26 protein-coding genes are annotated in these 26,499 nt (G+C 42.4%); 11 read left to right on the forward strand and 15 right to left on the reverse strand.

Annotated features, from left to right (window positions below):
• Positions 1-104: 104 nt before the first annotated feature.
• On the reverse strand, positions 105-398 hold the full coding sequence (locus B9T38_RS09825; protein WP_086196634.1) for a hypothetical protein: 294 nt from the start codon (positions 396-398) through the stop codon (positions 105-107).
• A gap of 353 nt (positions 399-751) precedes the next feature.
• On the opposite strand from B9T38_RS09825, the gene B9T38_RS09830 reads away from it, so the two are divergent.
• Entirely contained in the window at positions 752-1,690 is a 939-nt protein-coding gene (locus B9T38_RS09830) for a hypothetical protein (protein WP_086196635.1), read from the forward strand.
• A gap of 119 nt (positions 1,691-1,809) precedes the next feature.
• Here B9T38_RS09830 and B9T38_RS09835 read toward each other — a convergent pair whose 3' ends face one another.
• From B9T38_RS09835 to B9T38_RS09880, 10 genes are all read right to left on the reverse strand, one after another.
• Positions 1,810-2,229, reverse strand: a complete 420-nt coding sequence (locus B9T38_RS09835) for a F0F1 ATP synthase subunit epsilon (RefSeq protein WP_086196636.1) — start codon at positions 2,227-2,229, stop codon at positions 1,810-1,812.
• A 26-nt stretch (positions 2,230-2,255) separates the two neighbouring features.
• Positions 2,256-3,650: a F0F1 ATP synthase subunit beta gene (gene atpD, locus B9T38_RS09840; RefSeq protein ID WP_086196637.1), complete on the reverse strand. Its 1,395-nt coding sequence runs from the start codon at positions 3,648-3,650 to the stop codon at positions 2,256-2,258.
• A gap of 29 nt (positions 3,651-3,679) precedes the next feature.
• Complete coding sequence (atpG, locus tag B9T38_RS09845; RefSeq protein ID WP_086196638.1) at positions 3,680-4,549, reverse strand: F0F1 ATP synthase subunit gamma; 870 nt, start codon at positions 4,547-4,549, stop codon at positions 3,680-3,682.
• A gap of 88 nt (positions 4,550-4,637) precedes the next feature.
• Positions 4,638-6,182 carry a F0F1 ATP synthase subunit alpha gene (gene atpA / locus B9T38_RS09850; protein WP_086196639.1) on the reverse strand — a complete coding sequence of 515 codons (1,545 nt, stop codon included), beginning with the start codon at positions 6,180-6,182 and terminating at the stop codon, positions 4,638-4,640.
• A gap of 63 nt (positions 6,183-6,245) precedes the next feature.
• The gene (locus B9T38_RS09855; protein WP_086196640.1) at positions 6,246-6,782 is read right to left on the reverse strand and encodes a F0F1 ATP synthase subunit delta; all 537 of its coding nucleotides are present in this window, start codon (positions 6,780-6,782) and stop codon (positions 6,246-6,248) included.
• 12 nt (positions 6,783-6,794) lie between these two features.
• On the reverse strand, positions 6,795-7,265 hold the full coding sequence (locus B9T38_RS09860; protein ID WP_086196641.1) for a F0F1 ATP synthase subunit B: 471 nt from the start codon (positions 7,263-7,265) through the stop codon (positions 6,795-6,797).
• A gap of 38 nt (positions 7,266-7,303) precedes the next feature.
• Complete coding sequence (gene atpE, locus B9T38_RS09865; protein ID WP_000424060.1) at positions 7,304-7,549, reverse strand: F0F1 ATP synthase subunit C; 246 nt, start codon at positions 7,547-7,549, stop codon at positions 7,304-7,306.
• Positions 7,550-7,631: 82 nt separating this feature from the next.
• A complete protein-coding gene (gene atpB, locus B9T38_RS09870; protein WP_086176476.1) occupies positions 7,632-8,507 on the reverse strand; it encodes a F0F1 ATP synthase subunit A in 876 nt (291 codons plus the stop codon).
• A 111-nt stretch (positions 8,508-8,618) separates the two neighbouring features.
• Positions 8,619-9,011, reverse strand: a complete 393-nt coding sequence (locus tag B9T38_RS09875; protein ID WP_086196642.1) for an ATP synthase subunit I — start codon at positions 9,009-9,011, stop codon at positions 8,619-8,621.
• A 170-nt stretch (positions 9,012-9,181) separates the two neighbouring features.
• The gene (locus B9T38_RS09880; protein ID WP_086196643.1) at positions 9,182-10,021 is read right to left on the reverse strand and encodes a metal ABC transporter solute-binding protein, Zn/Mn family; all 840 of its coding nucleotides are present in this window, start codon (positions 10,019-10,021) and stop codon (positions 9,182-9,184) included.
• Positions 10,022-10,161: 140 nt separating this feature from the next.
• On the opposite strand from B9T38_RS09880, the gene B9T38_RS09885 reads away from it, so the two are divergent.
• The 5 genes from B9T38_RS09885 to B9T38_RS09905 all read left to right on the forward strand — a co-directional run bounded on the left by B9T38_RS09885 (position 10,162) and on the right by B9T38_RS09905 (position 13,325).
• The gene (locus B9T38_RS09885) at positions 10,162-10,659 is read left to right on the forward strand and encodes a transcriptional repressor (RefSeq protein WP_086196644.1); all 498 of its coding nucleotides are present in this window, start codon (positions 10,162-10,164) and stop codon (positions 10,657-10,659) included.
• Positions 10,632-11,423, forward strand: coding sequence for a zinc ABC transporter ATP-binding protein ZnuC (gene znuC, locus B9T38_RS09890; protein WP_086196645.1), 792 nt, complete (start codon positions 10,632-10,634; stop codon positions 11,421-11,423). Before B9T38_RS09885 ends, znuC begins: the two co-directional genes overlap by 28 nt.
• Positions 11,424-11,426: 3 nt before the next feature.
• Entirely contained in the window at positions 11,427-12,227 is an 801-nt protein-coding gene (gene znuB / locus B9T38_RS09895) for a zinc ABC transporter permease subunit ZnuB (RefSeq protein WP_086196646.1), read from the forward strand.
• 4 nt (positions 12,228-12,231) lie between these two features.
• Positions 12,232-12,714 (forward strand): 2-thiouracil desulfurase family protein, encoded by a 483-nt coding sequence (locus tag B9T38_RS09900; protein WP_086196775.1) that lies wholly within the window; start codon positions 12,232-12,234, stop codon positions 12,712-12,714.
• A 98-nt stretch (positions 12,715-12,812) separates the two neighbouring features.
• Positions 12,813-13,325 carry a DinB family protein gene (locus B9T38_RS09905; RefSeq protein WP_086196647.1) on the forward strand — a complete coding sequence of 171 codons (513 nt, stop codon included), beginning with the start codon at positions 12,813-12,815 and terminating at the stop codon, positions 13,323-13,325.
• A gap of 12 nt (positions 13,326-13,337) precedes the next feature.
• On the opposite strand, the gene B9T38_RS09910 is transcribed toward B9T38_RS09905, so the two are convergent.
• Positions 13,338-13,958, reverse strand: a complete 621-nt coding sequence (locus B9T38_RS09910) for a LysE family transporter (RefSeq protein WP_086196648.1) — start codon at positions 13,956-13,958, stop codon at positions 13,338-13,340.
• 162 nt (positions 13,959-14,120) lie between these two features.
• Between B9T38_RS09910 and B9T38_RS09915 the strand changes: the two genes are divergently transcribed.
• Positions 14,121-15,041: a Dyp-type peroxidase gene (locus B9T38_RS09915; RefSeq protein WP_086196649.1), complete on the forward strand. Its 921-nt coding sequence runs from the start codon at positions 14,121-14,123 to the stop codon at positions 15,039-15,041.
• A gap of 113 nt (positions 15,042-15,154) precedes the next feature.
• Here the strand turns inward: B9T38_RS09915 and B9T38_RS09920 are convergent, their stop codons facing one another.
• From B9T38_RS09920 to B9T38_RS09930, 3 genes are all read right to left on the reverse strand, one after another.
• On the reverse strand, positions 15,155-15,706 hold the full coding sequence (locus B9T38_RS09920) for a hypothetical protein (protein ID WP_086196650.1): 552 nt from the start codon (positions 15,704-15,706) through the stop codon (positions 15,155-15,157).
• A 166-nt stretch (positions 15,707-15,872) separates the two neighbouring features.
• Positions 15,873-17,525 carry a glycoside hydrolase family 19 protein gene (locus tag B9T38_RS09925; protein ID WP_086196651.1) on the reverse strand — a complete coding sequence of 551 codons (1,653 nt, stop codon included), beginning with the start codon at positions 17,523-17,525 and terminating at the stop codon, positions 15,873-15,875.
• On the reverse strand, positions 17,525-20,389 hold the full coding sequence (locus tag B9T38_RS09930; protein ID WP_086196652.1) for a type VI secretion system Vgr family protein: 2,865 nt from the start codon (positions 20,387-20,389) through the stop codon (positions 17,525-17,527). Before B9T38_RS09930 ends, B9T38_RS09925 begins: the two co-directional genes overlap by 1 nt.
• Before the next feature lie 223 nt (positions 20,390-20,612).
• Between B9T38_RS09930 and B9T38_RS09935 the strand changes: the two genes are divergently transcribed.
• The 4 genes from B9T38_RS09935 to B9T38_RS09950 all read left to right on the forward strand — a co-directional run bounded on the left by B9T38_RS09935 (position 20,613) and on the right by B9T38_RS09950 (position 26,452).
• Positions 20,613-21,767 (forward strand): methionine aminotransferase, encoded by a 1,155-nt coding sequence (locus tag B9T38_RS09935; protein WP_086196653.1) that lies wholly within the window; start codon positions 20,613-20,615, stop codon positions 21,765-21,767.
• 118 nt (positions 21,768-21,885) lie between these two features.
• The gene (locus B9T38_RS09940; protein WP_086196654.1) at positions 21,886-23,256 is read left to right on the forward strand and encodes an MATE family efflux transporter; all 1,371 of its coding nucleotides are present in this window, start codon (positions 21,886-21,888) and stop codon (positions 23,254-23,256) included.
• 164 nt (positions 23,257-23,420) lie between these two features.
• Positions 23,421-24,788, forward strand: coding sequence for an LLM class flavin-dependent oxidoreductase (locus B9T38_RS09945; RefSeq protein ID WP_086196655.1), 1,368 nt, complete (start codon positions 23,421-23,423; stop codon positions 24,786-24,788).
• Positions 24,789-25,090: 302 nt separating this feature from the next.
• Complete coding sequence (locus tag B9T38_RS09950) at positions 25,091-26,452, forward strand: LLM class flavin-dependent oxidoreductase (RefSeq protein WP_086196656.1); 1,362 nt, start codon at positions 25,091-25,093, stop codon at positions 26,450-26,452.
• The last annotated feature ends 47 nt before the right edge of the window (positions 26,453-26,499 follow it).

Genomic DNA, 26,499 nt, shown 5'->3' on the forward strand with positions numbered 1-26,499 from the left:
GCATTTAACTCAGATTTTTACTAAGATTTATAGAGAGTAAACATAATTATTAAAGGTGATTTTTCATCTTAGCGATGAGGTTCATTCTTACCGACTCATAGATTTTACTGTACACGCCATTGTTTAAAAGCAGCCTGCATCGCTTGTTTTTCTTTAGATGAGGCTAGACGGCTTTCCATAGCAGAAAAATCACCCTTATATGCAGAAGCAACCATCGACTTTGTCAGTTCCTCAATACTCTTTCGACCGTACTGTTTATAATCCAGAATTTCATCTTGCGTTAAAACCAAGTCCCAGCAGGATACGACCGAGCTCATATCCACTGCAATACCAAGGTAATAATAAATATCTTCTTGGTAAAGTTCCCAAAAGTGCGGTTCATGTTCGATAAGGTTCATCTAAAACCATAAGCGTTCAAAGTAGATACTTTTAATCTATACCCAATACCTGCTTATAACCTATGCAACTTTAGATATTATTTTTGCACTGTTAAAATGAAATAGAAATTGTTTGGCTTGAAATAACCCGGCAAAAGCCAATTTTCCTAAAGTAAAAACATGCGCATGGGTAATCTAAAAAGGTAGAGATATAAGCTGGAAGTAAGATCGAATGAAATTTTAAGTTAAAAATAGAACAGTGCTCTGTGTTCTATTTTCCCTCTATACAATTGATGTTTTTATAAAAAACATTATCCACTTCTCATTTTTCCTATAATATGTACAAATAGCAAACACAAAAAATATTTTATAATATGAAAAAAATTATTCTTGTGGTGGTCTGTTTAGCAATCATGGCGTATGGCGTGTTGCATTTCATCATGCCTGAAAAAGCTATGCCACGCTTAAATCAATTTTTTTCTCACCCTATAAAAGATGTTCAACTGATTCAAGACTGGCTCAAACATAATCAACAACAGCAGTTGTTATTGGTTGATGTGATCCAACCGGTCAGCCCAAAGCAAACTGGTCCTTATGTTGAATATATCAAACAACGAATTGAATTGAATCAACAAAATATTCAGCGTATTAAGCTCAGTCACTACAAAAGCAAAGCATTTAAAGAAATTCAACAGCTGGAAATTCACGCCTTGCAGCAATGGAATAATCTCCATCAAAGCAATATTGTTGATGCTTTTGAACAGCAACAACGTTTTTTAGATTTGCCCATGAAAGAATTGGAACAACTGGACACTGAAGCACGTTACGCACTTCAACAACAAGAAATGAGCGTATTGCAACGGCTACAACAATTGGTCCAACAAAACAGCGATTATGTTGCAGATATTGACCACAACCTGCTTGGTGACTGGCTTGACTACCATTTGATGCAACATGAAATTCACCCAATCATTGTCGAAGGGCAAAGTCCTTCCTCCACTGACACAGATGATCGTTTAGAAGCATTACAAGATTTGCAACTGTATAAACGTTTTCAGCCAGATACGGATGAATATAAATACATCATGGCGCTTTCAACTCAGCTTTGGCATGTTGAATATCCCGCTTCATCCAATCTAGCCACAGCAAACCCGCAACCTATTTCATATGCTGACCAATCTGGAGAAGAAATTATCGTTCCGGAGGATACACCCAAAGCTGAAAAATTGAAGCAACTGATTAAGACACAAGATGACAAAGTGAGTGATATGTTGTTAGCTCAGCTCAGACAGGCTTTCTTTAAAGAAAAATAGAATTAAATATAGAAAATTCACTCTGCTTTTTAAGCAGGAATAATCTCTTGGGGAGGTAAAAAGAATTTAAAAATAAAAAAACCACCCTTTCGGGTGGTTTTTCAATCTCGAACCGTGTCTTATTGAGCGCGGTTTTTGATTTTGCGGATGGTTTCCAGCTGAGCAGCAGTTTCTGCAAGAGCAGCAAGCGCAGCAGCAGAGTCCAAGTCGCTCTTTTGATTTGCTAGCAATTGTTCAGCTTGTTTACGAGCTTCAATAATTGCTGCTTCATCAAGGTTGTCAGCGCGTACTGCAGTGTCTGCAAGTACTGTAACAACATGCGGTTGAACTTCAAGTACACCACCAGATACATAGATTAACTCTTCTGTACCATTTTCAAGCAGAACGCGGATTGCGCCCGGCTTGAGTAAAGTTACTAACGGAGCATGGCCAGGCATAATACCCAACTCACCGCCAGCACCTTTAGCAATTAGCATAGTTACAGTGCCTGAGTACAAAGACTCTTTAACACTTACAACGTCACATTGCATAGTCGCCATGAGAATCTCCTAAATTAGGTAGCTAATTAAAGTTTCTCGGCTTTAGCAATCACTTCGTCAATACCACCAACCATATAGAACGCTTGTTCTGGGATGTGATCGTATTCACCAGCTAGAAGACCTTTAAAGCCACGAATTGTTTCTTTAAGCGGTACAAGTTTACCAGGAGCACCAGTAAACACTTCAGCTACGTGGAACGGTTGAGAGAAGAAACGTTGGATCTTACGTGCACGGTATACAGTAAGTTTGTCTTCTTCAGCCAATTCGTCCATACCAAGAATCGCGATGATGTCTTTCAATTCTTTATAACGTTGAAGAACGTTTTGAACTGAACGAGCAATTTCGTAATGCTCAGCACCCACAACTAATGGATCTAACTGACGTGAAGTAGAGTCAAGTGGATCGATCGCTGGGTAAATACCAGAAGATGCGATGTCACGGCTCAATACTACAGTTGCGTCCAAGTGAGCGAAGGTAGTAGCAGGCGATGGATCTGTTAAGTCATCGGCAGGTACGTATACCGCTTGGATTGACGTAATAGAACCAGACTTAGTCGATGTAATACGTTCTTGAAGAACACCCATCTCTTCTGCAAGAGTCGGTTGGTAACCTACTGCAGATGGCATACGACCTAGAAGTGCTGATACTTCAGTACCTGCCAGTGTATAACGGTAGATGTTGTCTACGAACAATAGTACGTCACGGCCTTTACCGTTTTCGTCTTTCTCGTCACGGAAGTACTCAGCCATGGTCAAACCAGTCAACGCTACGCGTAAACGGTTACCCGGTGGCTCGTTCATCTGACCGTAAACCATCGCTACTTTGTCAAGTACGTTAGAGTCTTTCATCTCGTGATAGAAGTCGTTACCTTCACGGGTACGCTCACCAACACCAGCAAACACAGATAAACCTGAGTGCGCTTTAGCGATGTTGTTGATCAACTCCATCATGTTTACAGTTTTACCAACACCGGCACCACCGAACAGACCAACTTTACCACCTTTAGCGAACGGGCAAAGTAAGTCAATGACTTTAATACCAGTTTCTAAAAGGTCAGTAGATGCTGCTTGTTCAGCATAAGAAGGTGCTTGACGGTGAATCGGCAAACGTTCTTCAGTGGCAACTGGACCAGCTTCGTCGATAGGGCGACCAAGAACGTCCATGATACGACCTAAACATGCAGTACCTACAGGTACAGAGATAGGCGCGCCAGTGTTAGTTACGTTCAAACCACGCTTAAGGCCTTCAGTAGAACCCATTGCAATAGTACGAACTACGCCATCACCAAGTTGTTGCTGAACTTCTAATGTAGTTTCAGTGCCATCAACGTGGAGAGCGTCATAGATCTTAGGAACGCTGTTACGTTCAAACTCGACGTCGATAACCGCGCCGATGATCTGAATGATACGACCGCTACTCATTGCTGTCTCCTCAATTCAAACTAATAATGTTAAACGGCAGCGGCACCACCAACGATCTCAGAAATTTCCTGAGTAATCGCGGCTTGACGCAGCTTGTTATAAATAAGTTGTAGGCTCTTGATCAGCTCACCCGCGTTATCCGTTGCAGCTTTCATTGCAACCATACGCGCAGACTGTTCACACGCGATGTTTTCAATCACGCCTTGATAAACCATAGACTCGATGTAACGAACCAATAAACCATTTAAAAGCTCTTCAGCTTCTGGTTCATAGATATAGTCCCAACCGTATTGACGGTTCAGACCTTCGCTTTCTTCAGCAGCTGCTAAAGGAACGAGCTGTTCGATCTTTTGGTTTTGAGTCATGGCATTGACAAAGCCGTTTGACACCAGATAAATACGATCTAACTCGCCTTTATCGTAAGCGTCCAACATCACCTGTACAGAACCAGTTAACTGTTCAAGACTTGGCGCATCACCTACGTTTGTAGTTGCACCAAGCACTTTACCGCCGTAGTTTTTAAAAAACGAAACCGCTTTTTGACCAATTAAAGCAAATTGAACTTCAATTGACTGCTCTTGTTGCTGTTGGACGTGTTTAACCACTTTCTTGAACAGGTTAATGTTCAAACCACCAGCAAGGCCGCGATCTGATGACACAATGATATAGCCAACGCGCTTAACTGGGCGTTCAACCATATAACGGTGTTTGTATTCAGGATTCGCTTGGACCAAATGAGCAATTACACGGTGCATATTTTCGGCATACGGACGGCCTTGAGCCATGCGCTCTTGCGCACGACGCATCTTAGAAGCTGCTACCATCTGCATCGCGCGAGTAATTTTCTGCGTGCTTTTGATACTAGCTACTTTGGCGCGAATTTCTTTTAAATTTGCCATACGCTTAACCTAGTATTCGAAGGCTCTTTCGAGCCCTCGAAGGTTGATTCCGTGAACCAAACCAACACTAATCTAGCAAGTTGCTAAATTAGTAAGTTTGAGTCGCTTTGAACTTTTCAATACCAGCTTTGAATTCAGCTTCGATATCTTTGTCCCAAGCACCAGTCTCGTCAATTTTTTGCATTACTGCAGCGTGTTCTGAACGGAAGTAAGCAATTAACGCAGCATCAAATGCAACGATTTTCTTCACTTCAACGTCAGCCATGTAGCCTTCGTTAGATGCATAAATTGAAACAGCCTGGTCAGCAATTGAGTAAGGAGCATATTGTTTTTGCTTCATTAACTCAGTTACACGTTGACCATGTTCAAGTTGCTTACGAGTTGCTTCGTCAAGGTCAGAAGCGAACTGAGCAAACGCTGCCAATTCACGATATTGCGCCAAAGCGGTACGGATACCACCAGACAATTTCTTGATGATCTTGGTTTGAGCAGAACCACCAACACGAGATACAGAGATACCCGCGTTCACAGCAGGACGGATACCTGCGTTGAACAATGATGTTTCAAGGAAGATCTGACCATCAGTAATCGAAATTACGTTGGTTGGTACGAATGCAGATACGTCACCGGCTTGAGTTTCAATAATCGGCAATGCAGTTAATGAACCAGTTTGGCCTTTAACTTCACCATTAGTGAATTTCTCAACGTAGTCAGCAGATACACGAGAAGCACGTTCAAGTAAACGGCTGTGTAAATAGAATACGTCACCAGGATATGCTTCACGACCTGGTGGACGACGTAAAAGCAATGAAATTTGACGGTAAGCAACAGCTTGTTTAGACAAGTCATCATAAATGATAAGCGCGTCTTCACCGCGGTCACGGAAGTACTCACCCATTGTACAGCCAGCATAAGGAGCTAGATACTGCATTGCTGCAGGATCAGCTGCAGCTGCAGCTACAACAGTTGTGTACGCCATAGCGCCAGTTTCTTCAAGCTTGCGTACTACGTTAGCAATAGTCGATTGTTTTTGACCAATAGCTACGTATACACATTTAATGCCAGAGTTTTTCTGAGCGATGATCGCATCGATCGCCATTGCTGTTTTACCAGTTTGACGGTCACCAATGATCAACTCACGTTGACCACGGCCTACAGGGATCATTGTATCTACTGATTTATAACCAGTTTGTACAGGTTCATCCACTGATTGACGCCAAATTACACCTGGTGCTACTTTTTCAACAGCATCAGTAAGTTTTGCATCAATAGGGCCTTTACCATCAATCGGGTTACCCAAAGCATCTACTACACGGCCTAAAAGTTCTGGACCAACCGGAACTTCTAATACACGACCTGTGCAACGCGCTTTTTGACCTTCTTGAAGGCTTAAGTAGTTACCTAAGACAACGGCACCCACTGAATCCTGTTCTAGGTTCAGTGCCATACCAAATAAGCCGCCGTCGAATTCGATCATTTCACCGTACATTGCATCAGCAAGGCCGTGAATACGCACAATACCGTCGGAAACCATAACAATGGTCCCTTCGTTCTTAGCGGTCGCGCTGGTGTCCAGATCGCCGATACGCTGTTTAATGAGCGCACTGATCTCGGATGGATTCAGTTGTTGCATTGCGCTATACCTCAATCTTTTTAAAGTTCAGTCTTCTTTTACGCAGTAATTTTTTATAAATAATTACGCAAGAAGACGAGTCCGCATTTTTTCAAGCTTGTTAAGCGCAGAATCATCTATCACTTGGTCGCCTGCACGAATAACTACACCAGCAATTAATTCTGGTTTAACTTCTACAGAAACATTTACCGCAGCGTTAAAGCGTTTTTTCAACGCATCTGCAAGTAGTTGTTCTTGTGTAGAAGACAATGGGAATGCTGATTCAATCACAACATCCACAGTGTTGTTATTCTGTGATTTGAGCTGTTCGTATTCTGTTTCAATTTCAGGAAGAAGAGTCAAACGGTCATTTTCAGCAAGCAATGTCAAAAAGTTTGACACTGCTGCGGTTTGATCTTCACCTAAAACTTTAGCAAAAACACTTACCTGCTCTGCAGGAGTAAGCTCAGGGCGATTTAAGTAAGCTGAAAATGCTTCGTCTTGCACCGCAGCACTGAGCAAAGTTAATGCATTTGACCAAGCGTCAGTTGCACCTTGCTCAGAAGAGTAAGCAAATGCTGCTTTAGCGTATGGGCGTGCCAACGTCAAGAGTTCAGCCATAATCCGCCTCTCTTAAAGTTTAGCAGCCAGCTGAGTCAGCATGGCATTGTGAGCTTCTGCGTCAACTTGCTGGGTCAGAATTTTTTCTGCACCAATCACTGCAAGAGCAGCAACTTGTTGACGTAATTCTTCGCGAGCAGCATTGATTTCAGTATCAACAGCTTCTTTCGCTTGTTGACGAATACGCTCACCTTCAGCAGCTGCTTGAGTACGCGCTTCTTCTACCAATTGCGCACCGCGACGGTTCGCTTGTTCGATCAATTGAGCCGCTTGTGCTTTAGCTGCGTCTAATTCAGCTTTCACTTGAGCTTGCGCATCGGCAAGGTCAGCTTTCGCTTTTTCAGCAGCGTTTAAGCCATCAGCGATTTTACGCTGACGCTCACTAATCGCATTGATTAGTGGTGGCCATACAAACTTCATGCAGAATGCGACGAAAATCGCAAATGCAATCGCTTGGCCAATCAATGTGAGGTTGATATTCATTGCTATTCCTCAATGGTTTAATTTAGGAATTAAGCTGATTAACCTACAAATGGATTAGCGAAGATGAAGAACAAGCCAATACCAACACCGATCATAGGCACAGCATCAAGAAGACCCGCGATTAAGAACATACGAGTTTGAAGTTGTGGAGCCAATTCTGGTTGACGAGCTACAGCTTCAAGGAAACGGCCGCCTAAAAGACCAAAACCAATCGCAGTACCTAAAGCACCAAAAGCGATCAAGATAGCAGATGCAATTGCAACTAGACCTAAAGTGAGTTCCATGATAATTCCTCAGAGGTTAGGTATATACCAAATTAAAGTAAAAAATTAAGCCCAACCATCCTTTGACAGTCAGGCAATACCATTAATGTTTTTCGCTAGCCATACTCAAGTATACGATAGTCAGCATCATGAAAATGAATGCTTGTAACGTAATAACAAGAATGTGGAAGATCGCCCAAGGCACAGACAACGCCCACTGGATCCAGAACGGTAATAATGCGATGAGGATGAAGATTAACTCACCTGCATACATGTTACCGAAAAGTCGTAGAGCCAATGAAACTGGACGTGCAAGGAATGTTACGAGTTCCAGAATCAAGTTCACTGGAATGAGCAACGCTTTTGCAACTGGGTTACTTGGGTTAAATGGGTTGAGTGCTAACTCGCCGACGAAACCGCCGATGCCCTTTTCACGAATGCTATAGAACAAGATAAGTACAAATACCGACAATGACATACCAAGGGTAACGTTAGGGTCAGTAGATGGAACAATCTTGAAGTAAACGTGATGCGGGTCCATACCAAATACGTTTGAACCAATAATTCCTGCAAGATGCGGGATGAAATCCACTGGAAGTAAATCCATCGCATTCATCAGGAAAATCCACACAAAAATTGTGAGGGCTAAAGGCGCAATTAAGCGTGATTTGCCATGGAAAGTGTCGCGGACACTTGAGTCAACAAACTCGATGATCATTTCAATTGCAGACTGGAACTTGGTAGGAACACCAGCGTTTGCAGCTTTCGCTACTAACCAGAACAACAAACAGAAAACCACACCGAGAGTGATAGACCAACCCATTGAATCCAAGTGAATAGCAGTGAACCCCATCTGTTGAGCTTCATCAGCAGTCTCAGCCAATTTCCAAGAACCATCAGGCATTTTGCCATAGGTTAAATTGGTCAAGTGATGCTTGATGTACTCGGTCGAAGTAAGGGCATGTTCTTCAGCAGCCATAAATCACACCTGGTCAATGTCAAATACTAAATAGAGAGAACGAACATCGCGTGCTGCCTGATATCTCGTTCTTCTCCTAAAAAACTTTTCAATTTTTTGTTGTGTTTAAACTTATTTCCGGAGTCGTGACGCCCAAAAAGGTGCGACCCACGTCATCGTCTGAACAAGTATAAATCCACAAAACAGCGCCACCGCTGACAACGGTTTGACGTTGCTTAAAATTAAAATGAAACCAACAATCACAATTGCAAACTTGCCCATCAAGCCTCTATACATGTTCGAAAGAACCTGTTTTGAAGCTCGCGCACCTGCTGCTCGAAACGATTGCCAAGAAAAATAACAACTTGCAAGCCAACACACCAACGCACCAAGTGCGGCGCTGTAAGCTGCAGTTGAGTCTTTCAGGACCCACGCTATCAAGGCTGAAACAGGGATCATGCATGCTTGTAAAATGACTAAAGCTTTCGCTAATCGTCGGTCAATCATGCGACTAGTTCGGCTCATTATTTATTCACTCACAGCAATCATGCTTGACAAGTTTAGCTGATGATCGTTTTTAATCGCAGGCATTATAGAGTTACACCCCTGAACATGCAATCTTTTCCCGACCTAAGTCGGATTTTTTAATTACATAAATCGCTTTTGAACTCATCCATTACTGTTTAATTTTTGCATTATTTTCGTGCATTTTGTACACACTTATGGGTTTGTTCGGCAAGTTTTTTCCATGCCAGCACAAAGTCCCCTTCCCTGCCCATACTTTCATCGACCGCCTGGAAGGTCACCGGATTCAACTTCTGGTACTGGTTCTTGCTGGCATGCCCTTCTGCCAGGAGGCACATATTACGAGCTGGACGGCTATCATTTAAATACTTGATTTGGGCAATGGTCGGTGCAACATGTGGATCATCGGTCAATGCACCGGAAAATTTCAGGTTTAAAGCACGTTCCAGATACTGATAGGCATCATGATATGCCCAATAAGGCTTTACTGTTGCATTGTTATTGTATTGTTGTGCACTCAGCAGCATCTCTTGAGCAAAGCGTTTGGCATTGGCCCAGTAGGCTTCTTTATGTTCGGGTAATTGCTGTGAACGCAGGGCTGCAATAAAAAAGCCGATTCGTACAGCATTGTTGGGATCTAGCCACACATGTGTATCGACCGTATTGTTCAACGCCACACCACGAGTAGTACGCTGCGGCAGGGTTTGCACAATACCGGAATCTAAAATCGAAATCGCTTTGGGATTATCAGACAACAGCTTATTCAATGGAGCTTCATGTGCCTTACCCAGCCAGATCACCAGTGAGGCATCCAGAATGGCTTTGCGATGCGCTGGCGTCAGGGTAATGTCATGTCCAGACTGATCCCCTAGTAAGAGCACAGGCTTCTCCACGCCCTGAGTCACTTCCTGAGCAATAAGATAAATGGGATGCGTAGAAACCACCAGACTCTGTGTCCAGCCAGCGCTACTAAATAAAGCCAGAACACAAAATGCAAAGAAACGGGACATGAAGAAAATCACCAAATACTCAATAAGTGTTATAATATAACAAATCGACAAAAATGCCTATGTTTATCGAAACGGGTATCGCTTCATGTTAAGATTTAATGTCCTTTGATTTTTATAAATTTCGCACTTGAGGTTTTGCTATGAGCTTATGTTCGCACGAACATCACAATGCATTACATGGCGTACATGACCATCATAATATAGCAACACGTCTTGCTGAAGCAGAAAGTCTCTGTGCAACGACTGGCGCACGCTTAACCCCATTACGTAAAGAAGTGCTGGAACTGATTTTAAATGCCAGCGGTCCTATGGGTGCCTATGACTTGCTGGCTAAAATCAAGAGTGAATCTGACCGTCCTGCTGCACCACCAACGGTATATCGCACTTTGGACTTTTTACTGGAAAAAGGTTTAATCCATCGTTTAACTTCGATTAATGCCTATATTCCATGTTGTCATCCGCGCGAAGGACATCAGGCAGCATTTTTAATTTGTACCGAATGCAAAAATGTTAAAGAAGCCTCTGCTCAGGGGCTATTAAAACAATTAGATGAACTTTCAGCATCTGATCAATTTACTGCGCATCACAGTATTATTGAAATTTCCGGGATATGTCAGCAGTGTCGCAACAAACAGTAACAGTCAATCCCCTAATTGCCCTGGATAAAATCAGTGTGCGGATTGATGACCGTGACATTTTAAAAAATGTGGATTTCGCTTTACACGAGCGAGAAATTGTCACCCTGATCGGTCCAAATGGTGCGGGAAAATCTACCCTGATTAAAGTGCTTTTAGGCATTGTAAAAGCCAATTCAGGAAAAATTCATAGCCATAAAAAACTCAAGTTTTCCTATGTGCCGCAAAAGTTTAGTCCATCGCATAGCCTGCCTTTGCGGGTGCAGGATTTATTGGCTTTAGAACACTGTGATGCAGATATTAAAGCAGAAATTATTCGTGATACCGGCATTACCAAATTACAGGATTGTAAAGTTCAGCAACTTTCAGGTGGTGAACGGCAACGAGTGCTATTGGCACGGGCTTTACTGCGTCAACCCGATGTTCTGGTCCTGGATGAACCGATGCAGGGTCTGGACATTCAGTCTGAAGCTGAATTGTATGAATATGTCAGAAGCCTGCCGATCAAATATGGCTGTGCCGTGTTGATGGTCTCACACGACCTGCAATGGGTCATGCAGGGTACACATCGCGTCGTCTGTTTAAACAAGCACATCTGCTGTAGCGGCTTGCCGGAAAATGTGCAGCAGCATCCGGAATATCAGGCTATTTTTGGCACCAATCGGGTGTTCTATCAACATCATCATGACCACTGTGCGCATGGTGACAGTGCGACTCCGTGTCAGCATGATCCTCGTCCACATATTCACCCTGAACCGGAAGCTTAAGCCATGATGGAATGGTTACAACTCTTGTTACCTGCATGGACCATGGGAACCTTGTTGGTGTTTCTGACGGCTCCGCTGGGCTGTCTGATGTTATGGCGACGGATGTCTTTTTTTGCCGACACCATGGCACATGGCACTTTATTGGGCGTGGCGATTGCAGGTGCTTTGAGCCTGCCTTTATGGTTGGGCGTGAGCTTTCTGGCCTTTTTATTGGTGGCTATTTTATGGGTACTACATGATCCTCGCCTACCCAATGATGCCTTACTGGCACTTTGTTCAGCCACCCTGCTCTGCTCGGGCTTACTGTTTATTCAGCATATTCCAAGTTTAAGACCTGAACTGCTCAGCTATTTGTTTGGCGATCTGTTGCAAATTTCCTGGTCAGACTTGCCGATGTTTGCCCTAGTCATTATTGCGGCTTTAGCTGTGTTGTATAAAAACTGGCAAGCACAGATTCAGATTGCGATTGATCCCGATATGGCAGTGAGTGAAGGCGTGAATGCCAAATGGCAACGTCTGGTGTTTATGCTACTGCTGGCCCTGTTTACCGTATTGGCTTTGCGTGCGGTCGGTTCATTGTTGATGGGCGCTTTACTGGTGATTCCGGCATTAACAGCACGTTTGCTGGCAAACTCGCCGAAACAGATGGTGGTTTGGGCTTTTGTGATTGCACAAATCGGGATTAGTGTCGGGCTATGGTCCAGCGCAGGACTCGATACCTCTACCGGCCTGACCATTGTCCTGACTATGGCAATTTTATTTGCGGTGATTTTTACCGTACAAAAGTTCAAGAAGCTGAGCTAAGGTGATGACCGGCAAGCGATACTTTATTAGTGCTTGTCTGCTTGGACAAAAAGTTCGTTACGATGGACAAGATTGTTTAGTCAGGGAATTAGTTTCATATTTAATACCTGATCAATATGTGAGTTTATGTCCTGAGATCAGTGGCGGACTGCCTACCCCTCGCCCGCCTGCTGAAATTCAGAATGCATCAGGTAGAGATGTTCTGAACAATCATGCGACTGTAATAGATCGAGAAGGCATGAATGTTTCTGATGCCTTTATTCAAGGGGCTTATGCAGCCTTAGCCTTGGCGCAAGAACATCAGGTTACTCATGCCATCCTAAAAGCAAATAGTCCATCCTGTGGCAGTGACTTGATTTATGATGGAACATTTACAGGAGATAAAATTCAGGGTGAAGGCGTAACCGCCGCGCTGTTTAGGAAACAGGGTATTGTGGTATTAACTGAACATGAATTCCTTCAGGCTTTAAAACTCACTGAACGCTGATACATTTCAACTTTATCCAGACAATAGTTTTATTCTAGCCAAAGCTTCAAACGGCTTTTATATATACTGTTCAAATAAAAAACAAAATAAGTTTTCCAATGAATATTCACACCTTCGAACTATGGGCGCGTTATCATCTTTGGGCCACCCATCGCTTAAGCATATCTCTACACACTGTTTCTGATGAAGATTTTGCGAAAGATTGTGGTCTGTTCTTCAAAAGTATTTTGGGTACACTGAACCACTTGCTTGTTGCTGAACATGAACTTTGGTTTTCTCGTTTTTCTAAAGGGGAATCACCCGCTATCGCCTTAAACAGTGTGATTGAGACTGACCGTCATCGATTATTAGAACGGCTGCTTCAAAGTGCTGGGCTGTGGCAGAGCTTGATACAAGAGCTAAACCAGGAAGCTTTAGATGGCGTGCTACATTACCGGAATACACGGGGCCAAGACTTGAGCCTACCTTATGCAGCAACACTAATGCATGTGTTCAATCATGCTACCCATCATCGCGGACAAATCACGGCTGCAATGACGGCTTTGGATTATGCATCACCGGAACTGGATATGTTATTTATGCTGATGGAAGAACAACAGGCTGTGACTTAATCCATTCTCATTTTATTGATGTACCAAACTTAATAACGTTGCTGCACAGGCAAACAATACCGCAAAGGTCCGGTTCATATATTTCTGCTGTTCCGGCGATTTTAAAAGTCTCAGCACTTTGGCGGCCAATCCTGTATAACCCGCCATCACGATCAGATCAATCGTCACCATGGTGACTGCCATAATCAGATACTGAATCCATTGTGGTTTAGACAAATCCAGAAACTGTGGCAACACGGCAAGTAAAAATACAATCGCTTTCGGGTTGCTCATATTGACCAAGAAGCCATATAAGACCAATTTAGGAATCGATTTAGTCGGTTGTTGATGTTGAATCTCAATGGCCTGTGCGGGTGCTGTCCATTGCAGGTATGCCAAATACAAGAGATACGCTACGCCAAACCATTTCACCACCCAAAAAGCCCAAGGTGTCGTGGCAAATAGCACCCCGACCCCAGCTGCCACAATCCCGATTTGCACTAAAAGTGCCAGCTGTAAACCTAAAGCATTCCAGTATCCACGTCGAAAACCATAATTTAAACCGCTCGACATCGAAGCAATTGCACCTGCTCCAGGAGAAATACTGATGACCCAGCATGCCAGCATATAGGCAAGCCAAACTTGGTAAGACATAAAATATAAGGAGATAAAAAAGTGAAACTATTATATGACTTTTCATCTTTTAAAGGGCTTAAAAATCGAAGTGCAAACTCAAGCCTTGGGCTATTCACTCAAGCAGTGATGAGGCACAATAAAGCCAGATACGTATTTTATAAAAATTGTTAGGAGCCCTGTATGACTGCCCAATCTGTAATTTTACCGTTACCTTCAGATCATGCCCGGTTTATTGTTTTACGTTTAAAAGACTTAACGATTGAAGAGTTAAAAGAAAAACTTGCGGATTTATTTAGCACCCGTGACCGTTTAATCACCCAGCATCCGAATGCACAAATTAAAACAGGCGTCGCTTTTGGTCCGGAGCTTTGGGCAAAACTTTATCATCAAACTCCTGCCGGCTTTAAGCAATTACAACCGATTCAAGGTTCATTCCAGATGCCTGTTGTCCCTGCTGATCTGCTCATTCATATTGCCAGTGCTCGCGCCGACATCTGCTTTGCCTTAAGCCAGTCTTTCTTTGAAGGTATTCAAGACAAAGTTGAAGTACTGGATGAACGGGTATGTTTCCGCTATTTCGATGGACGTGACATGACTGGTTTCATAGATGGCACTGAAAATCCGCAATTCCCCGATGATCGTGCCGAAGTCGCTTTACTCGATGAAGATGCCGGAATTTTTGCTGATGGCTCTTTTGTCTTTGCGCAGCGATATGCACATAACCTGGAAAAATGGAAAAAGTTAAAAGTCGATGCACAAGAAAATGTGATAGGTCGAACCAAGTTAGAGTCGATTGAACTGGATGATGAGGTGAAGCCTAAAGATGCCCACATTGCCCGTGTGGTGATTGAGGATGAGAAAGGTGAAGAAATGGAAATTTTACGCCATTCCCTTCCTTATGGCGAAGGTCGAGGTGACCAAGGTTTATTCTTTATTGCTTATATCAAAAACTTAAACATTATCGATCATATGCTAGAACATATGTTTGGTACAGCTAGTGACGGTATTCATGACCGTTTGCTTCACTTTGTGACGCCAATGGACGGGGCTTATTACTTTGCACCGAGTGAAGAATTACTGGAAGAAGTTTTGGAAGGGTAAAAGTTCAAAGTAGCTACCTTTGTAGCTACTTTTTTATATAAGAAAAAATCAAATAGTCAGAATTTTCTTAAACCCCTCAAAGCACACCATAGTTCCATAAGGAGGCAAAAGAATTAATTACATACTGTTGTATCTTGACATGCTATCCATCCTGAAGTCGTTCGACCATTTTTATTTGTATATACAATATTTAACCATCTAGAACTCACTTCTTTTATTTTAAATTTATCGCCTTTAATCAAATATCCGATATGTTCTGGGGTAAAATTATTAACATCATTAATAAATGTTTTACGAAGTACTATTCCACTATCAAGATTTCCATTCATCCAATCTTTAAATAACTTTGAATTTAATTCATTTTTTAAGTCACTCTGAGTAGAATAAGGAAATTTATATATTATTTTTTTGTGTTTATAATCTATTATATCACCACCACTACCAAAAAAATTAGATAACTTTTCATTTTCCTTACAAAAATTATTTTTATTACACTCATAGGCACGTATCATATAATATTTATTTAAATAATTAAATCTATTTAGTGGGTCTCTATAATCTTCACTATATGAAATCCCAAGAAAAATATTATATTTATCTTTGAAATTGTTAGAAAATATATAATCAATTTTCAGATCATTAGCAGGAACCTCATAAGAATCCATTTTATTTATTTTTTTCCACAATCACTTATATATACATCCAGTATATTAACACTCTCTCTGGACTCCACACACTGATAATCATTTAATTTAAATATATTTTTTGCATAAATAGAAGAATTTAATATTATAGACAGAAAAATAAATATTAATTTTTTTAAAAAATAATTCATTTACATGTACCATATTTAAAAATAAATTTTCTAGCTATCTCTTTTTTAGCTATTTTTCTTTCATTCAATTTCATTTCTCCACCATTTACTAAGTGCGTTATAGAAGTTGTTATACTATCCGAATCAATTTTTATGCTTTCACCTGCTGTAAGACTGACTATTTTTCCATTTTTTTTGTTTTTCCAAAACCAAATCCCTGTCTCTATGGCTACACCATAATTATTTTCTAAAAGATTAGGATTATTAACAATATCTAAACCTGTTCCTTTAGCACAATCTTCATAGCCTATAAAATGGGTTAAGTGTAATAACCCCCTTCCTCTATAATCTCTATTGGGATATTTATCATTTCCATATAAATGAAAACCATATGCAGCATCATTATCGGCTAGATGATTCCAAATATAATTAAGTTTCTGCTGTCTAGTATATCCTCCCATGCCACGTCTCTCAAAACCTAAATTTATTGCCGTTGGAGATATTCTATAAATATTTTCAGGTTTCTTAAAAGTTTTCTTAGTATAATTCAAACTCTCTCTTAGTTTTGTAAAATTCTCAGTTTCTATTTTTCCCTGAGCTAAAATATTAACTAAGTCTCTACAAGAGTTTACTCCATATTTTTTCATAAAGTTAGGTAACTTTAATAATGCTGCTTGAAATTCAGCTTTAGCTTTCGGAGCGATATTCTTTATAAAATCTATGTCAAGTTTTAAAGACTTCCCACAAGTCATACATGTAATACTTTCTGTAATAGGTTTATTAATATTCGGTTCATTTTTCGCTGTGCTACCGATTGTTACATCCACATCTAAATGCAACTTAACTGAACTTTCCTTTATTCTTTTTGGTAAATAATTTACCGATTTGAGTGGCGTACCATCAGGTTTATATACTGTTATTTTTAACCATTTTCCAATATAACCTCGAACTGCAAGCTTTCCATTTGAAACAGAAATTAGATTTTTTTCTTTGCTCTCTAGAGCCAATATTTCAACATTGGTTTTTGCTACATTATATTTATTATCATTTCTATCCAGCAGCGTAATCGTCGATAAACTTTTAAAGTTATCGCAAGATTCATCTAATTGAATAAGGATTGGCTGTTCAGAACCACTGCCAGAATTTACAGATTTTTTTAAAACAAATGTATCACCCGATGTCAGCACTAAAATTTCGATGTCCCGATTTGGAGAAGATTCTATTTCTGCCAGTCCTTCTTGATTGGTACAACGCTCAAAAGAATTTTTCCCTTTGGGACGCGATTGTATAGGAAAGTTGCTCATCACTTTTCCATGACGATCAACCACCTTAAAAAGATTTTTTACAGTTTTACTCTGAAGAATTTTTATGTTTTCTTGTCGATATTCTTCAATTGTTTTGGGTAAATAAACTTTTACCGGATAACTGGCAGATGAGCTTACGGATGAATTCATCATTTTAAGAACTGTATATTCTTTAGCATTCGGTGGTTTAGCTAAAATTTCGATTGTTCTGTTAGAAGAAGCCTGAAAGATGAAAAAACCCTTTTCATCTGTTTTTTGCTGGTTTTCTCTGCTTGAGCCTTGATAACGGGACTTTACATTTAGATTAATAATTCGTTGACCTGATTTATCATAGAATTTAGAAAAAATTGTGATTAGATGACTCATTAATCAAAATCCTCTTCTGTGTAAACTTCATCATCTTCTAAAATTTCTTCTTCTGTTTCTTCTATCAGCTCATCACCATTATCGTTTGATATGTCCTGACTTAAATAAGTATTTAAAGAATTAAACCCCAATGCTGTAAATTCTGTTTGTTGTGGCGTATAGAACCTGAAGGAACTCATATTTTTTTCACTATCCAGCTCATTTTTAATATTTTTAATTAATTTTCCATCTAATTGATCAACAATAAAAATTTCCTTTTCACCCTCTGAAAAACGATTCCAGCTGTAATCCAGCTGATTACTATAAGGCGTTTCAAACATTGGTAAACTGATCTGAGGCATAACTACCTTCCCTCCTCCTACAAAACTATGTTGTCCAGCCTTACTCTCAAACTTGCCACCCGTAGTCGTAAAAATACCTTCTGCATTAATCTTTAACTGTGAACCACCCGCTGTCAGTACAATTTCTTTCGGGCTGGTGATTTCAATCTGGTCTTCGATCGAAATCAGCTTAATGACCTTACGGGCTATGGCTTCAATAGCATCATCCTGTGCTTGAAGCTCGACTTTGCCTTTCGCCGCATATGCACTAAAGCCCTGCTGCGCTGCAAACAGGCTGATCTTGTCTTGAGCATGGCTAATGAATGACTTTTGCGTTGAGAAATTAATTGCATCTCCAGCAGTTTGACTGATCTGCCCATCAGCAGAGAAATGTAAATCTTCATGGGTGACACAGGCGATGGAGCTTGGCGCAGCAAGAATCATTAAAGCCTGTTTAAAGGCATTTGCTTTGGCTTCATCCCTGTGTTCCATCTGTTCTAGAAAATGCTTTAAATTGTCTAAAATGGTGAGTGCATCTGTTTGCTGATTTTTCGCTATGTCATTGAGTGCTTTTGAATGATTGAAACTATTTTCAAGCTGACGTTTGGCCTGATTCACCTCTAAATGATGACCTGCCGCGCTATCTTGTTTATGTGTGGAAATGAGCAAACCTTCACCCGCCCGAACAGCACCCCAGTGATCCGTTCTTAGCTCAAAACCTTCACCACGACCCTCACTGGCCTCAGCAGCTTTGGGATGGCTAAGATGTCCCAAATTCAGCTGACTTGCGCCATGGCTACTCTGTAACTGGCTACTGATCTGTCCAGAGGTATCATCAAAACGCAATTGGTTAAAACCCGACCCACCAACTTCCTGCGAGCGGATACCACTGAGCTTTTTGGTCTCCGGTAACTGCCCTTTGCCATCAAACATGGTCTGATGGCGTTCCGCTTCATGAATCCGCCCCACCACAAAAGGCCGGTCCACATCCCCCTCAAAGAAGTCAATTACCACAATTTCACCAATCCGTGGATGAAAACGCACACCATAACCTTCACCTGCCCACGGGGTCAGGACATCCACCCAGGCTGAATCGCTATCATTGTCATTGCTGCCGGCTCCGCCATCATGTCCATGATCCTCGTCACGGGTAAACAAAAAGCGGACTTTTATTCGCCCCCACTGATCGACATAAATACTTTCCCCTTCCGGACCGACTACTCTGGCACGTTGCGGATACGCTACAGGTCGGTGATTTAGGGGATGAAATTCAGGCACTACGGCAATATTGCGGCGGACCAGATACAGCTCATTCCCCTGTCGTTCCTCACCCTGCTGCTGCCAACGGCTTAAACTCAACAAGCTATCGACTTGCCGATGGATGTCTTTCGGCAAATTATTCTGGTTATAAAAAGACTTGCCTAAAATCAGGAATTCTTTGTCTGAACCCGAATGCTGGTCAATTTCAGGATGGCCGAGCAATTCAAACCAGTAGCCCACATGAGCATCCCGTACACTGCTCTGGGCAGTAAAATATTTGGCCTGCAAGTCTTGGTACTGGCTCAGTTGCCGGTTCAGTTTTTCCAGTTGCTGGTTGTTTGAAACAGTACTTTGATCCGTACCCGTTAAGTCAGATGTCCATGCGGGGCTAATGCTCCAGGCCTGTTCCAGACTTAAGCTTGCATTGTCCTGTACATCACTATGCTGATGCTTGCTCAGCTGGGAATAGGGTTGATCCTGAAACAGCAGACTGGGTTGCCAGCGCTGAGCCTGAACGGCAGTCGATTGCAAAGCGCGTTCGGCAATAAAACTGGTGATGCTGTCAAACACTTCTGCGGCATAGCTACGATGAAAGCGCACCGATCTTCTTTTTAAGGCATTAAACTGATGATTCTCATCAATCAAACATAATTTTTGCGCTTGAATGCCTGCTGCCGAGCTGGCAACGACATGCTCGGCTTCATCAATCAGCCAATTAATGCCTTCGCTGCGCCACAGTCGGGTGAGAAATTCATAATCGGTTTCATTAGCCTGCATCACAAAAGGACGCACATCATATTCTTTGCTCAGGCCTTGCATATTTAAACTGAGACTGGCTGCAAACAGGCCACTTTTGCTTTGCCATTCCCTAAACAGGATTTCGCTAATCTCACGTACGCTTTTGTTCATAAACACGCGACTATTACGGCGCTTGTGCCAAAGTGCAGTCGCATCTTCAAGGGTCAGTTTATACAGGGTCAGTGCACCATCACTTTGCCCCTGACTGGCAGCAGTAATTACCCCGGTCATCCGGGACAGTTCACCTGCATCGGTCACCTGATCCACAGCTACCTGTCCGCCAATAAATTGTTTTAATGGAATATAAGCATGCGTCGACAGACACATCAGTTCAGCTTTTAGGCCCTGATTGATGCGGTGCTGCCCTTCAATACGTTGAATAAAGACCTGAGCATTCAGCAACTCATTGGAAAACTGGATGTGCAGGGCGCGCTTTTGCAAACTTAAGCCCACACTGTCCATTACAGTATGGATATTTTTAAACATGTTCATTTATTGTTGTTATGGCTTTATTTTAATTTGAGACGCATTCTAGGAAATGTTGTTTTTTTCGTCCAGTAGGTTTTTTGTTAATTTTATCCATCAGCGTAATTCAGTTAAATGAATGAAATTAGATAAAAATGTGCAGAGCTTAAGCCTATCCTTTTATTTTGCTGTGCTGCGCTTGCTGTTACACTGAAAAGCAAAAGAATATTGAAGAGTTCGGGTCATGCTTGAGATTCATTCCAAACTACCGGCACAGGGTGTCACTATTTTCAGCGTAATGACCGCGATGGCACATCGCCTAAATGCCCTAAATCTCTCCCAGGGTTTTCCTGACTTTGCTGCCCCACCCGCGCTACTCAAAGCCTTAAGCCAGGCGGCTCTAGATGGTTTTAACCAATATGCACCCAGTGATGGTTTGATTTCACTGCGGGAACAGGTAGCCCAGCAATTTTTACAACGCGATCAACTGGTGATTGATCCGCTGACTGAAATCACCATTACCCCCGGAGCCACGATTGCCATTTTTGTTGCCATTCAAGCACTGATTCATGCCGGTGATGAAGTGATTATTTTCGCCCCCTGTTATGACAGTTATGGACCCAGCGTTAAACTGGTGGGAGCTAAAGCCGTACATATTCCCCTGACCGCCCCACAATTTTCAGTAGACTGGGATCGTGTTAAGAATGCCATTAACGACAAAACCCGGATGATCATTGTGAATACCCCGCATAATCCGAGCGGTGCCATCTGGTCAGGTCAGGACTGGTTAAATTTAATTGAACTGATTCGCGATAAAAATATCATTGTTCTGTCCGACGAAGTTTATGAGCACCTGATTTATGATGGTCAAAAGCACTATTCGGCGCTGTCATTCCCTGAATTACGTGACCGCAGCATCGTGGTCGGTTCCTTTGGTAAAACTTTCCATGTCACTGGCTGGAAAACCGGATATTGTATTGCCTCACCTGAACTGATGAAAATATTCAGACAGGTCTATCAGTTCGCCAGTTTCTGCGGGGTGACACCAATACAAATGGCGCTGGCCACATTTATGCAGCAGCATCCCGAACATATTGAAGGGCTTGCAGATTTTTATCAGGAAAAGCGTGACCTGTTTAATTCAGGGCTGCGTAATTCGCGTTTTCATTTTACCCCTTCACAAGGCACCTATTTTCAAAACCTGAATTACAGTGCTATTCGTCCCGATCTGGATGATGTCGAGATGTGTAAATTCTTGGCTGAACAGCATGGCATTGTTGCCATTCCAATCTCTGTGTTTTATCAGCAAGCACCGGAAAACTTACGTTTAATCCGCTTCTGTTTTGCCAAAAAAGATGAAACCTTAGAACAGGCTACTGCCATTTTATCGGCTGTTTAAGCTCATCATTTGCAATCAAATCCGGCCTTGGTTACGGAATAACTAAGGCTTGTTTAAGCTAACTCAGGTAGGGTTAGCAATGAGAATCAAAAGATAAAAAATCGTTACAGGACGTTCCATGCCTCCTCATCATCACTCCTTGTTCAACCAGCAAAAACTGTGGAAAACATTTCTGATTTTTCTGTGGCCGTTAATTGCGACCAATATTCTGCAAAACCTGTCCGGAACCATAAATACCATTTTTGTCGGGCAAATGATGGGGGTGAATGCCATTGCCGCGGTGGCGGTATTTTTTCCAATTCTGTTCTGCCTGCTGGCTTTTGTGATTGGGCTTTCCACAGGGGCAACGGTATTGGTTGGACAGGCTTGGGGAGCGAAAAATATTGAAAAAGTGCGCTATGTGGTGGGATCTACCCTGTTCATGACCCTCATTGGCGGTAGTATCATTGCCCTGCTGGGGATGTTTTTTGCCGAAAATATTCTTTTGGCCCTAGGTACCAACCCGGAGGTGATGCCCCTATCGCTGCCTTATGTACAGTGGATGCTGGCCGGCAGTCCCCTACTGTTTGTTTATATTATCTATAGCTCGATTTTGCGCGGAGTCGGTGACAGTACCACACCACTGATTGCCTCTGCCATGACCATTATGATCGGGGTCCTGATCACCCCGGTGCTGATTGGCGGATATTTTGGCTTTCCGAAAATGGGCATTATTGCTCCAGCAATTGCGACCGCTGTCGGTTATATGGCAGTCCTGATCTTTTTGTACATTTACCTGAATAAAAAAGGTCACCCGCTGAAGCCTGACCGTCATTTGCTCAGCCATATTCGCCATCACCCGGAAATGAGTATAATTATTCTACGTTTAGGTATTCCTACCGGCGTTCAAATGGTCACCACATCTGTTGCCGGACTGGTCATTGTCGGCCTGGTCAACCGTTATGGTTCACATGCCACTGCAGCCTATGGGGCAGTCAATCAGGTTTTGAATTACATCCAGTTTCCCGCCCTGTCTATTTCCATTGCCGCATCCATTTTTGCAGCACAGGCGATTGGTGCAGAAAAATCGGATCTGCTCAATAAAGTGACCCATACTGCACTCGCTATGAATATCGTGATTACCGGTGGATTGGTGGCTCTAGCCTATCTGTTCTCGAAATATCTGATGACGCTGTTTATCACCGACCCGACGGTGGTGGTACTGGGACAGCAACTGTTATTTATTGTGCTATGGTCCATCCTGTTTTTTGGTGCCAGTGCAATTTTTGCTTCCATCATGCGTGCCAGCGGTACCGTGACCCTACCGATGCTGATTAATATTGCTGCGATTTTATTGATTGAAGTGCCCTGTGCCTACCTGTTCAGTTACTGGTGGGGCTTGCAAGGCATCTGGTATGCCTATGCCCTAGCCTTTGTCATCCTGTGCATCATGCAAGGCATGTATTACCAATTCGTGTGGAAGAAAAAGACCATTAAGGCACTGGTGTAATATTCAGCTTTTAACAGCGAAATAAATCCAAGCAAAAAACTTGTGATTGGCGTATTTCCTGCTTAATCCATATTTTTTATATGGATTTAATTTTATCGTATTTTTAAGCCTGAAAATTCCTTGTTATAACCAGCTGACAACATAAAAAACACAAGGTTTTTCTCATGGCTGAACGTAAAATCCGTCTTGGTGCTTTTATTCCAACCACTTCTCAGCATGCTGCCGGCTGGCGTCATCCGCAGTCACGTCCGCAGAATCATTTAAATATTGACTATGCCATTGAGCTGGTCAAAACGGCAGAACGTGGTTTATTTGATGCCTACTTTTTGGCGGACACTTTAGCTGTACGCGGCGACTGGGGTTCCGCCACCAGCAAAGGCTGGGGTCTGGGCGATAAAGATACTGGCTTTGAACCAGTCACCCTATTCGCTGCCCTGTCTGCAGTGACGAAAAATATTGGTTTTGTCGCTACTGCATCGACCACCTATGAGCACCCATATACGCTGGCACGCAAATACGCCTCACTGGATCATATTTCCAAAGGACGTGCGGCATGGAATGTAGTCACCACAGCCTCTAAACAAGTCGCGCGCAATTTTGGCCTGTCCGAACATCCAGATGCCAAAAGCCGCTATGCACGTGCACATGAATTTATTGAGGTTGCACAGAAACTCTGGGATTCTTGGGAAGATGATGCCTTTATATATGACAAAGCCTCTGGACAGTTTTTCCAGCCAGAAAAATTTCATGAACCTCAGCACAAGGGCAAATATTTTGAAGTGCAAGGAGCATTAAACGTACCGCGCCCGCCACAGGGCTATCCGGTGATTGTACAGGCAGGTCAGTCTGAAGATGGCCGTGAGCTGGCTGGAAAATATGCCGAAGTGATTTTTACTGCACAGCAGAATTTAGCCGATGCACAGGAATTTTACCGTGATGTGAAAGGTCGTTTAGCTAAATATGGCCGTCATCCGGATGACCTGAAAATCATGCCGGGTGTTTCGATTTTTGTGGCAAAAACGGCAGAAGAAGCACAGGAAAAATACGATCTGTTAAACAGTCTTATTCATCCACAAGTCGGTCTGGGTCTGCTTTCCGGTTTGTCCGGCGGAATCGATCTGGAACAATATGACATCGATGAGCCTTTCCCTGAACTGGATGAAAGCTTGATCAATTTTGGCAGTCGCCAGCAGATGATGATTGATATTGCCCGCAAGCATCATTTTAGCATCCGACAACTGTATGAATATGTAGCCTCTGCACGTGGCCACTGGACGCTGGTGGGTACTCCTGAGCAGATTGTGAACCAACTACAAGAATGGTTTGAAAATGAAGCTGCAGATGGCTTTAATATTCTGCCACCAAGCACGCCTGTCGGTTTAAATGATTTTGTCAACCTGATTGTGCCAGAACTGCAGCGCCGTGGCCTGTTCCGTACCGAATATGAAGGCAGCACCCTTCGTGAAAACTTGGGACTGAAACGTCCGGAAAACCAGTACGTACTAGCACAACAACAAGCGCAGGCATCTTAATCCAGGAACGATTAAAAATGCCCTACGGGGCATTTTTAATGTGCTATTAAAACCTCTTGGACTTTTGATCTTATTAATAACATAAACTCAGAAAAACCATCCTTCCTGTCTTAAATAGCATTTCATATAAACACTGCATTTTTCCTACTGTTCCATTTGCAACAAAGCAACTTTTTTACTGTTGATTATTAAACACATAAAAATATTATGTATTTTATATTATTGTTTTAATTATATTTTTAAAATGGCATGCATCTTGAAATAGACACTATTGAGAAAAATACACTTCATAGGATAGAACAATGTCTAAGCGTCAAATTAAACTCGGTGCTTTTATTCCCACAACATCACAACATGCTGCCGGCTGGCGTCATCCTGAATCGCGTCCGCAAGATCATTTAAATATTGATTATGCAATTGAACTGGCACGAACCGCAGAAAAGGGCTTATTTGACGCCTATTTCCTTGCCGATGGTTTATCGGTCAGTTGGGGTAATGCGAAAGAAAGCCAACGGGGTTTAGGCGACAAAGCGGTCGGTTTTGAACCGGTGACCTTATTTGCAGCCCTTTCAGCCGTGACCCAAAATATCGGTTTTATTGCCACCGCATCGACCACTTATGAAGATCCCTACATTTTAGCGCGTAAATATGCCTCGCTGGATCATATTTCCAAAGGTCGGGCTGCCTGGAATGTCGTAACCACAGCTTCAGCTGATACCGCGCGTAACTTCGGACTGGAACAGCATCCTGATCCGAAAACACGCTATGAACGTGCCGACGAATTCATTGAAGTGACACAAAAACTCTGGGATTCCTGGGAGGATGATGCATTCCTTTACAATAAGGAAAGCGGCCAATTTTTTGATGTCAGCAAATTCCACGAACCCAAACATCAAGGAAAATACTTTAAAGTTGAGGGTGCCTTAAATGTCTCTCGTCCACCACAAGGTTACCCGGTGATTGTACAGGCAGGTCAGTCGGAAGATGGCCGTGAACTGGCAGGTAAATATGCCGAAGTGATTTTCACCGCGCAACAAAACCTGGCCGATGCACAGGAATTTTACCGCGATGTAAAAAGCCGTCTGTTGAAATATGGCCGTCATGCCGATGATTTAAAAATCATGCCGGGTGTATCCATTTTTGTTGCGAAAACTGAACAGGAAGCACAAGAAAAATACCAGTTATTAAACAGCCTGATTCATCCCAAAGTTGGCTTAAGTTTACTGTCAGGTTTATCCGGTGGAATTAACCTGGAGAAATATGACCTGGATGCCCCCTTCCCTAAACTTGAAGATGCCGATATTAATTTCTCCAGCCGCCAGCAAATGATGATTGATATTGCACGTAAGCACAATTTCAGCATTCGCCAGCTGTATGAATATATTGCCTCGGCACGTGGGCACTGGACGCTGGTGGGTACACCAGAACAAGTGGTCGATCAGCTACAGAACTGGTTTGAAAATGAAGCGGCGGATGGTTTTAACATTTTACCGCCGACTACCCCAGCTGGCTTAAATGACTTTGTTGAATTTATTGTGCCGGAACTGCAACGCCGTGGCCTGTTCCGTACTGCATATGAAGGCAAAACCTTACGTGAAAATTTAGGTTTGAAACGTCCTGAAAACCAGTATGTGCTGGCAGGTCAGCAAGTCAAAGCATCTTGATTGAAAAGCAATTGAATATCCCTCATTCGTGAGGGATTTTTTATCTC

It is taken from the genome of Acinetobacter sp. ANC 4218 (assembly GCF_002135245.1).
GTDB lineage: Bacteria > Pseudomonadota > Gammaproteobacteria > Pseudomonadales > Moraxellaceae > Acinetobacter.

Coding starts and splice junctions, on each gene's coding strand:
- B9T38_RS09925 (WP_086196651.1), bottom strand. CDS start 17,525: ATGAGTCATCTAATCACAATTTTTTCTAAATTCTATGATAAATCAGGT.
- B9T38_RS09940 (WP_086196654.1), top strand. CDS start 21,886: ATGCCTCCTCATCATCACTCCTTGTTCAACCAGCAAAAACTGTGGAAA.
- B9T38_RS09860 (WP_086196641.1), bottom strand. CDS start 7,265: ATGAATATCAACCTCACATTGATTGGCCAAGCGATTGCATTTGCGATT.
- atpA (WP_086196639.1), bottom strand. CDS start 6,182: ATGCAACAACTGAATCCATCCGAGATCAGTGCGCTCATTAAACAGCGT.
- atpG (WP_086196638.1), bottom strand. CDS start 4,549: ATGGCAAATTTAAAAGAAATTCGCGCCAAAGTAGCTAGTATCAAAAGC.
- B9T38_RS09915 (WP_086196649.1), top strand. CDS start 14,121: ATGACTGCCCAATCTGTAATTTTACCGTTACCTTCAGATCATGCCCGG.
- B9T38_RS09885 (WP_086196644.1), top strand. CDS start 10,162: ATGAGCTTATGTTCGCACGAACATCACAATGCATTACATGGCGTACAT.
- B9T38_RS09950 (WP_086196656.1), top strand. CDS start 25,091: ATGTCTAAGCGTCAAATTAAACTCGGTGCTTTTATTCCCACAACATCA.
- znuC (WP_086196645.1), top strand. CDS start 10,632: ATGTCAGCAGTGTCGCAACAAACAGTAACAGTCAATCCCCTAATTGCC.
- B9T38_RS09935 (WP_086196653.1), top strand. CDS start 20,613: ATGCTTGAGATTCATTCCAAACTACCGGCACAGGGTGTCACTATTTTC.
- B9T38_RS09920 (WP_086196650.1), bottom strand. CDS start 15,706: ATGGATTCTTATGAGGTTCCTGCTAATGATCTGAAAATTGATTATATA.
- B9T38_RS09830 (WP_086196635.1), top strand. CDS start 752: ATGAAAAAAATTATTCTTGTGGTGGTCTGTTTAGCAATCATGGCGTAT.
- B9T38_RS09835 (WP_086196636.1), bottom strand. CDS start 2,229: ATGGCGACTATGCAATGTGACGTTGTAAGTGTTAAAGAGTCTTTGTAC.
- B9T38_RS09880 (WP_086196643.1), bottom strand. CDS start 10,021: ATGTCCCGTTTCTTTGCATTTTGTGTTCTGGCTTTATTTAGTAGCGCT.
- B9T38_RS09855 (WP_086196640.1), bottom strand. CDS start 6,782: ATGGCTGAACTCTTGACGTTGGCACGCCCATACGCTAAAGCAGCATTT.
- atpB (WP_086176476.1), bottom strand. CDS start 8,507: ATGGCTGCTGAAGAACATGCCCTTACTTCGACCGAGTACATCAAGCAT.
- B9T38_RS09900 (WP_086196775.1), top strand. CDS start 12,232: ATGACCGGCAAGCGATACTTTATTAGTGCTTGTCTGCTTGGACAAAAA.
- B9T38_RS09945 (WP_086196655.1), top strand. CDS start 23,421: ATGGCTGAACGTAAAATCCGTCTTGGTGCTTTTATTCCAACCACTTCT.
- B9T38_RS09875 (WP_086196642.1), bottom strand. CDS start 9,011: ATGAGCCGAACTAGTCGCATGATTGACCGACGATTAGCGAAAGCTTTA.
- B9T38_RS09905 (WP_086196647.1), top strand. CDS start 12,813: ATGAATATTCACACCTTCGAACTATGGGCGCGTTATCATCTTTGGGCC.
- znuB (WP_086196646.1), top strand. CDS start 11,427: ATGATGGAATGGTTACAACTCTTGTTACCTGCATGGACCATGGGAACC.
- atpD (WP_086196637.1), bottom strand. CDS start 3,650: ATGAGTAGCGGTCGTATCATTCAGATCATCGGCGCGGTTATCGACGTC.
- B9T38_RS09930 (WP_086196652.1), bottom strand. CDS start 20,389: ATGTTTAAAAATATCCATACTGTAATGGACAGTGTGGGCTTAAGTTTG.
- B9T38_RS09910 (WP_086196648.1), bottom strand. CDS start 13,958: ATGTCTTACCAAGTTTGGCTTGCCTATATGCTGGCATGCTGGGTCATC.
- B9T38_RS09825 (WP_086196634.1), bottom strand. CDS start 398: ATGAACCTTATCGAACATGAACCGCACTTTTGGGAACTTTACCAAGAA.
- atpE (WP_000424060.1), bottom strand. CDS start 7,549: ATGGAACTCACTTTAGGTCTAGTTGCAATTGCATCTGCTATCTTGATC.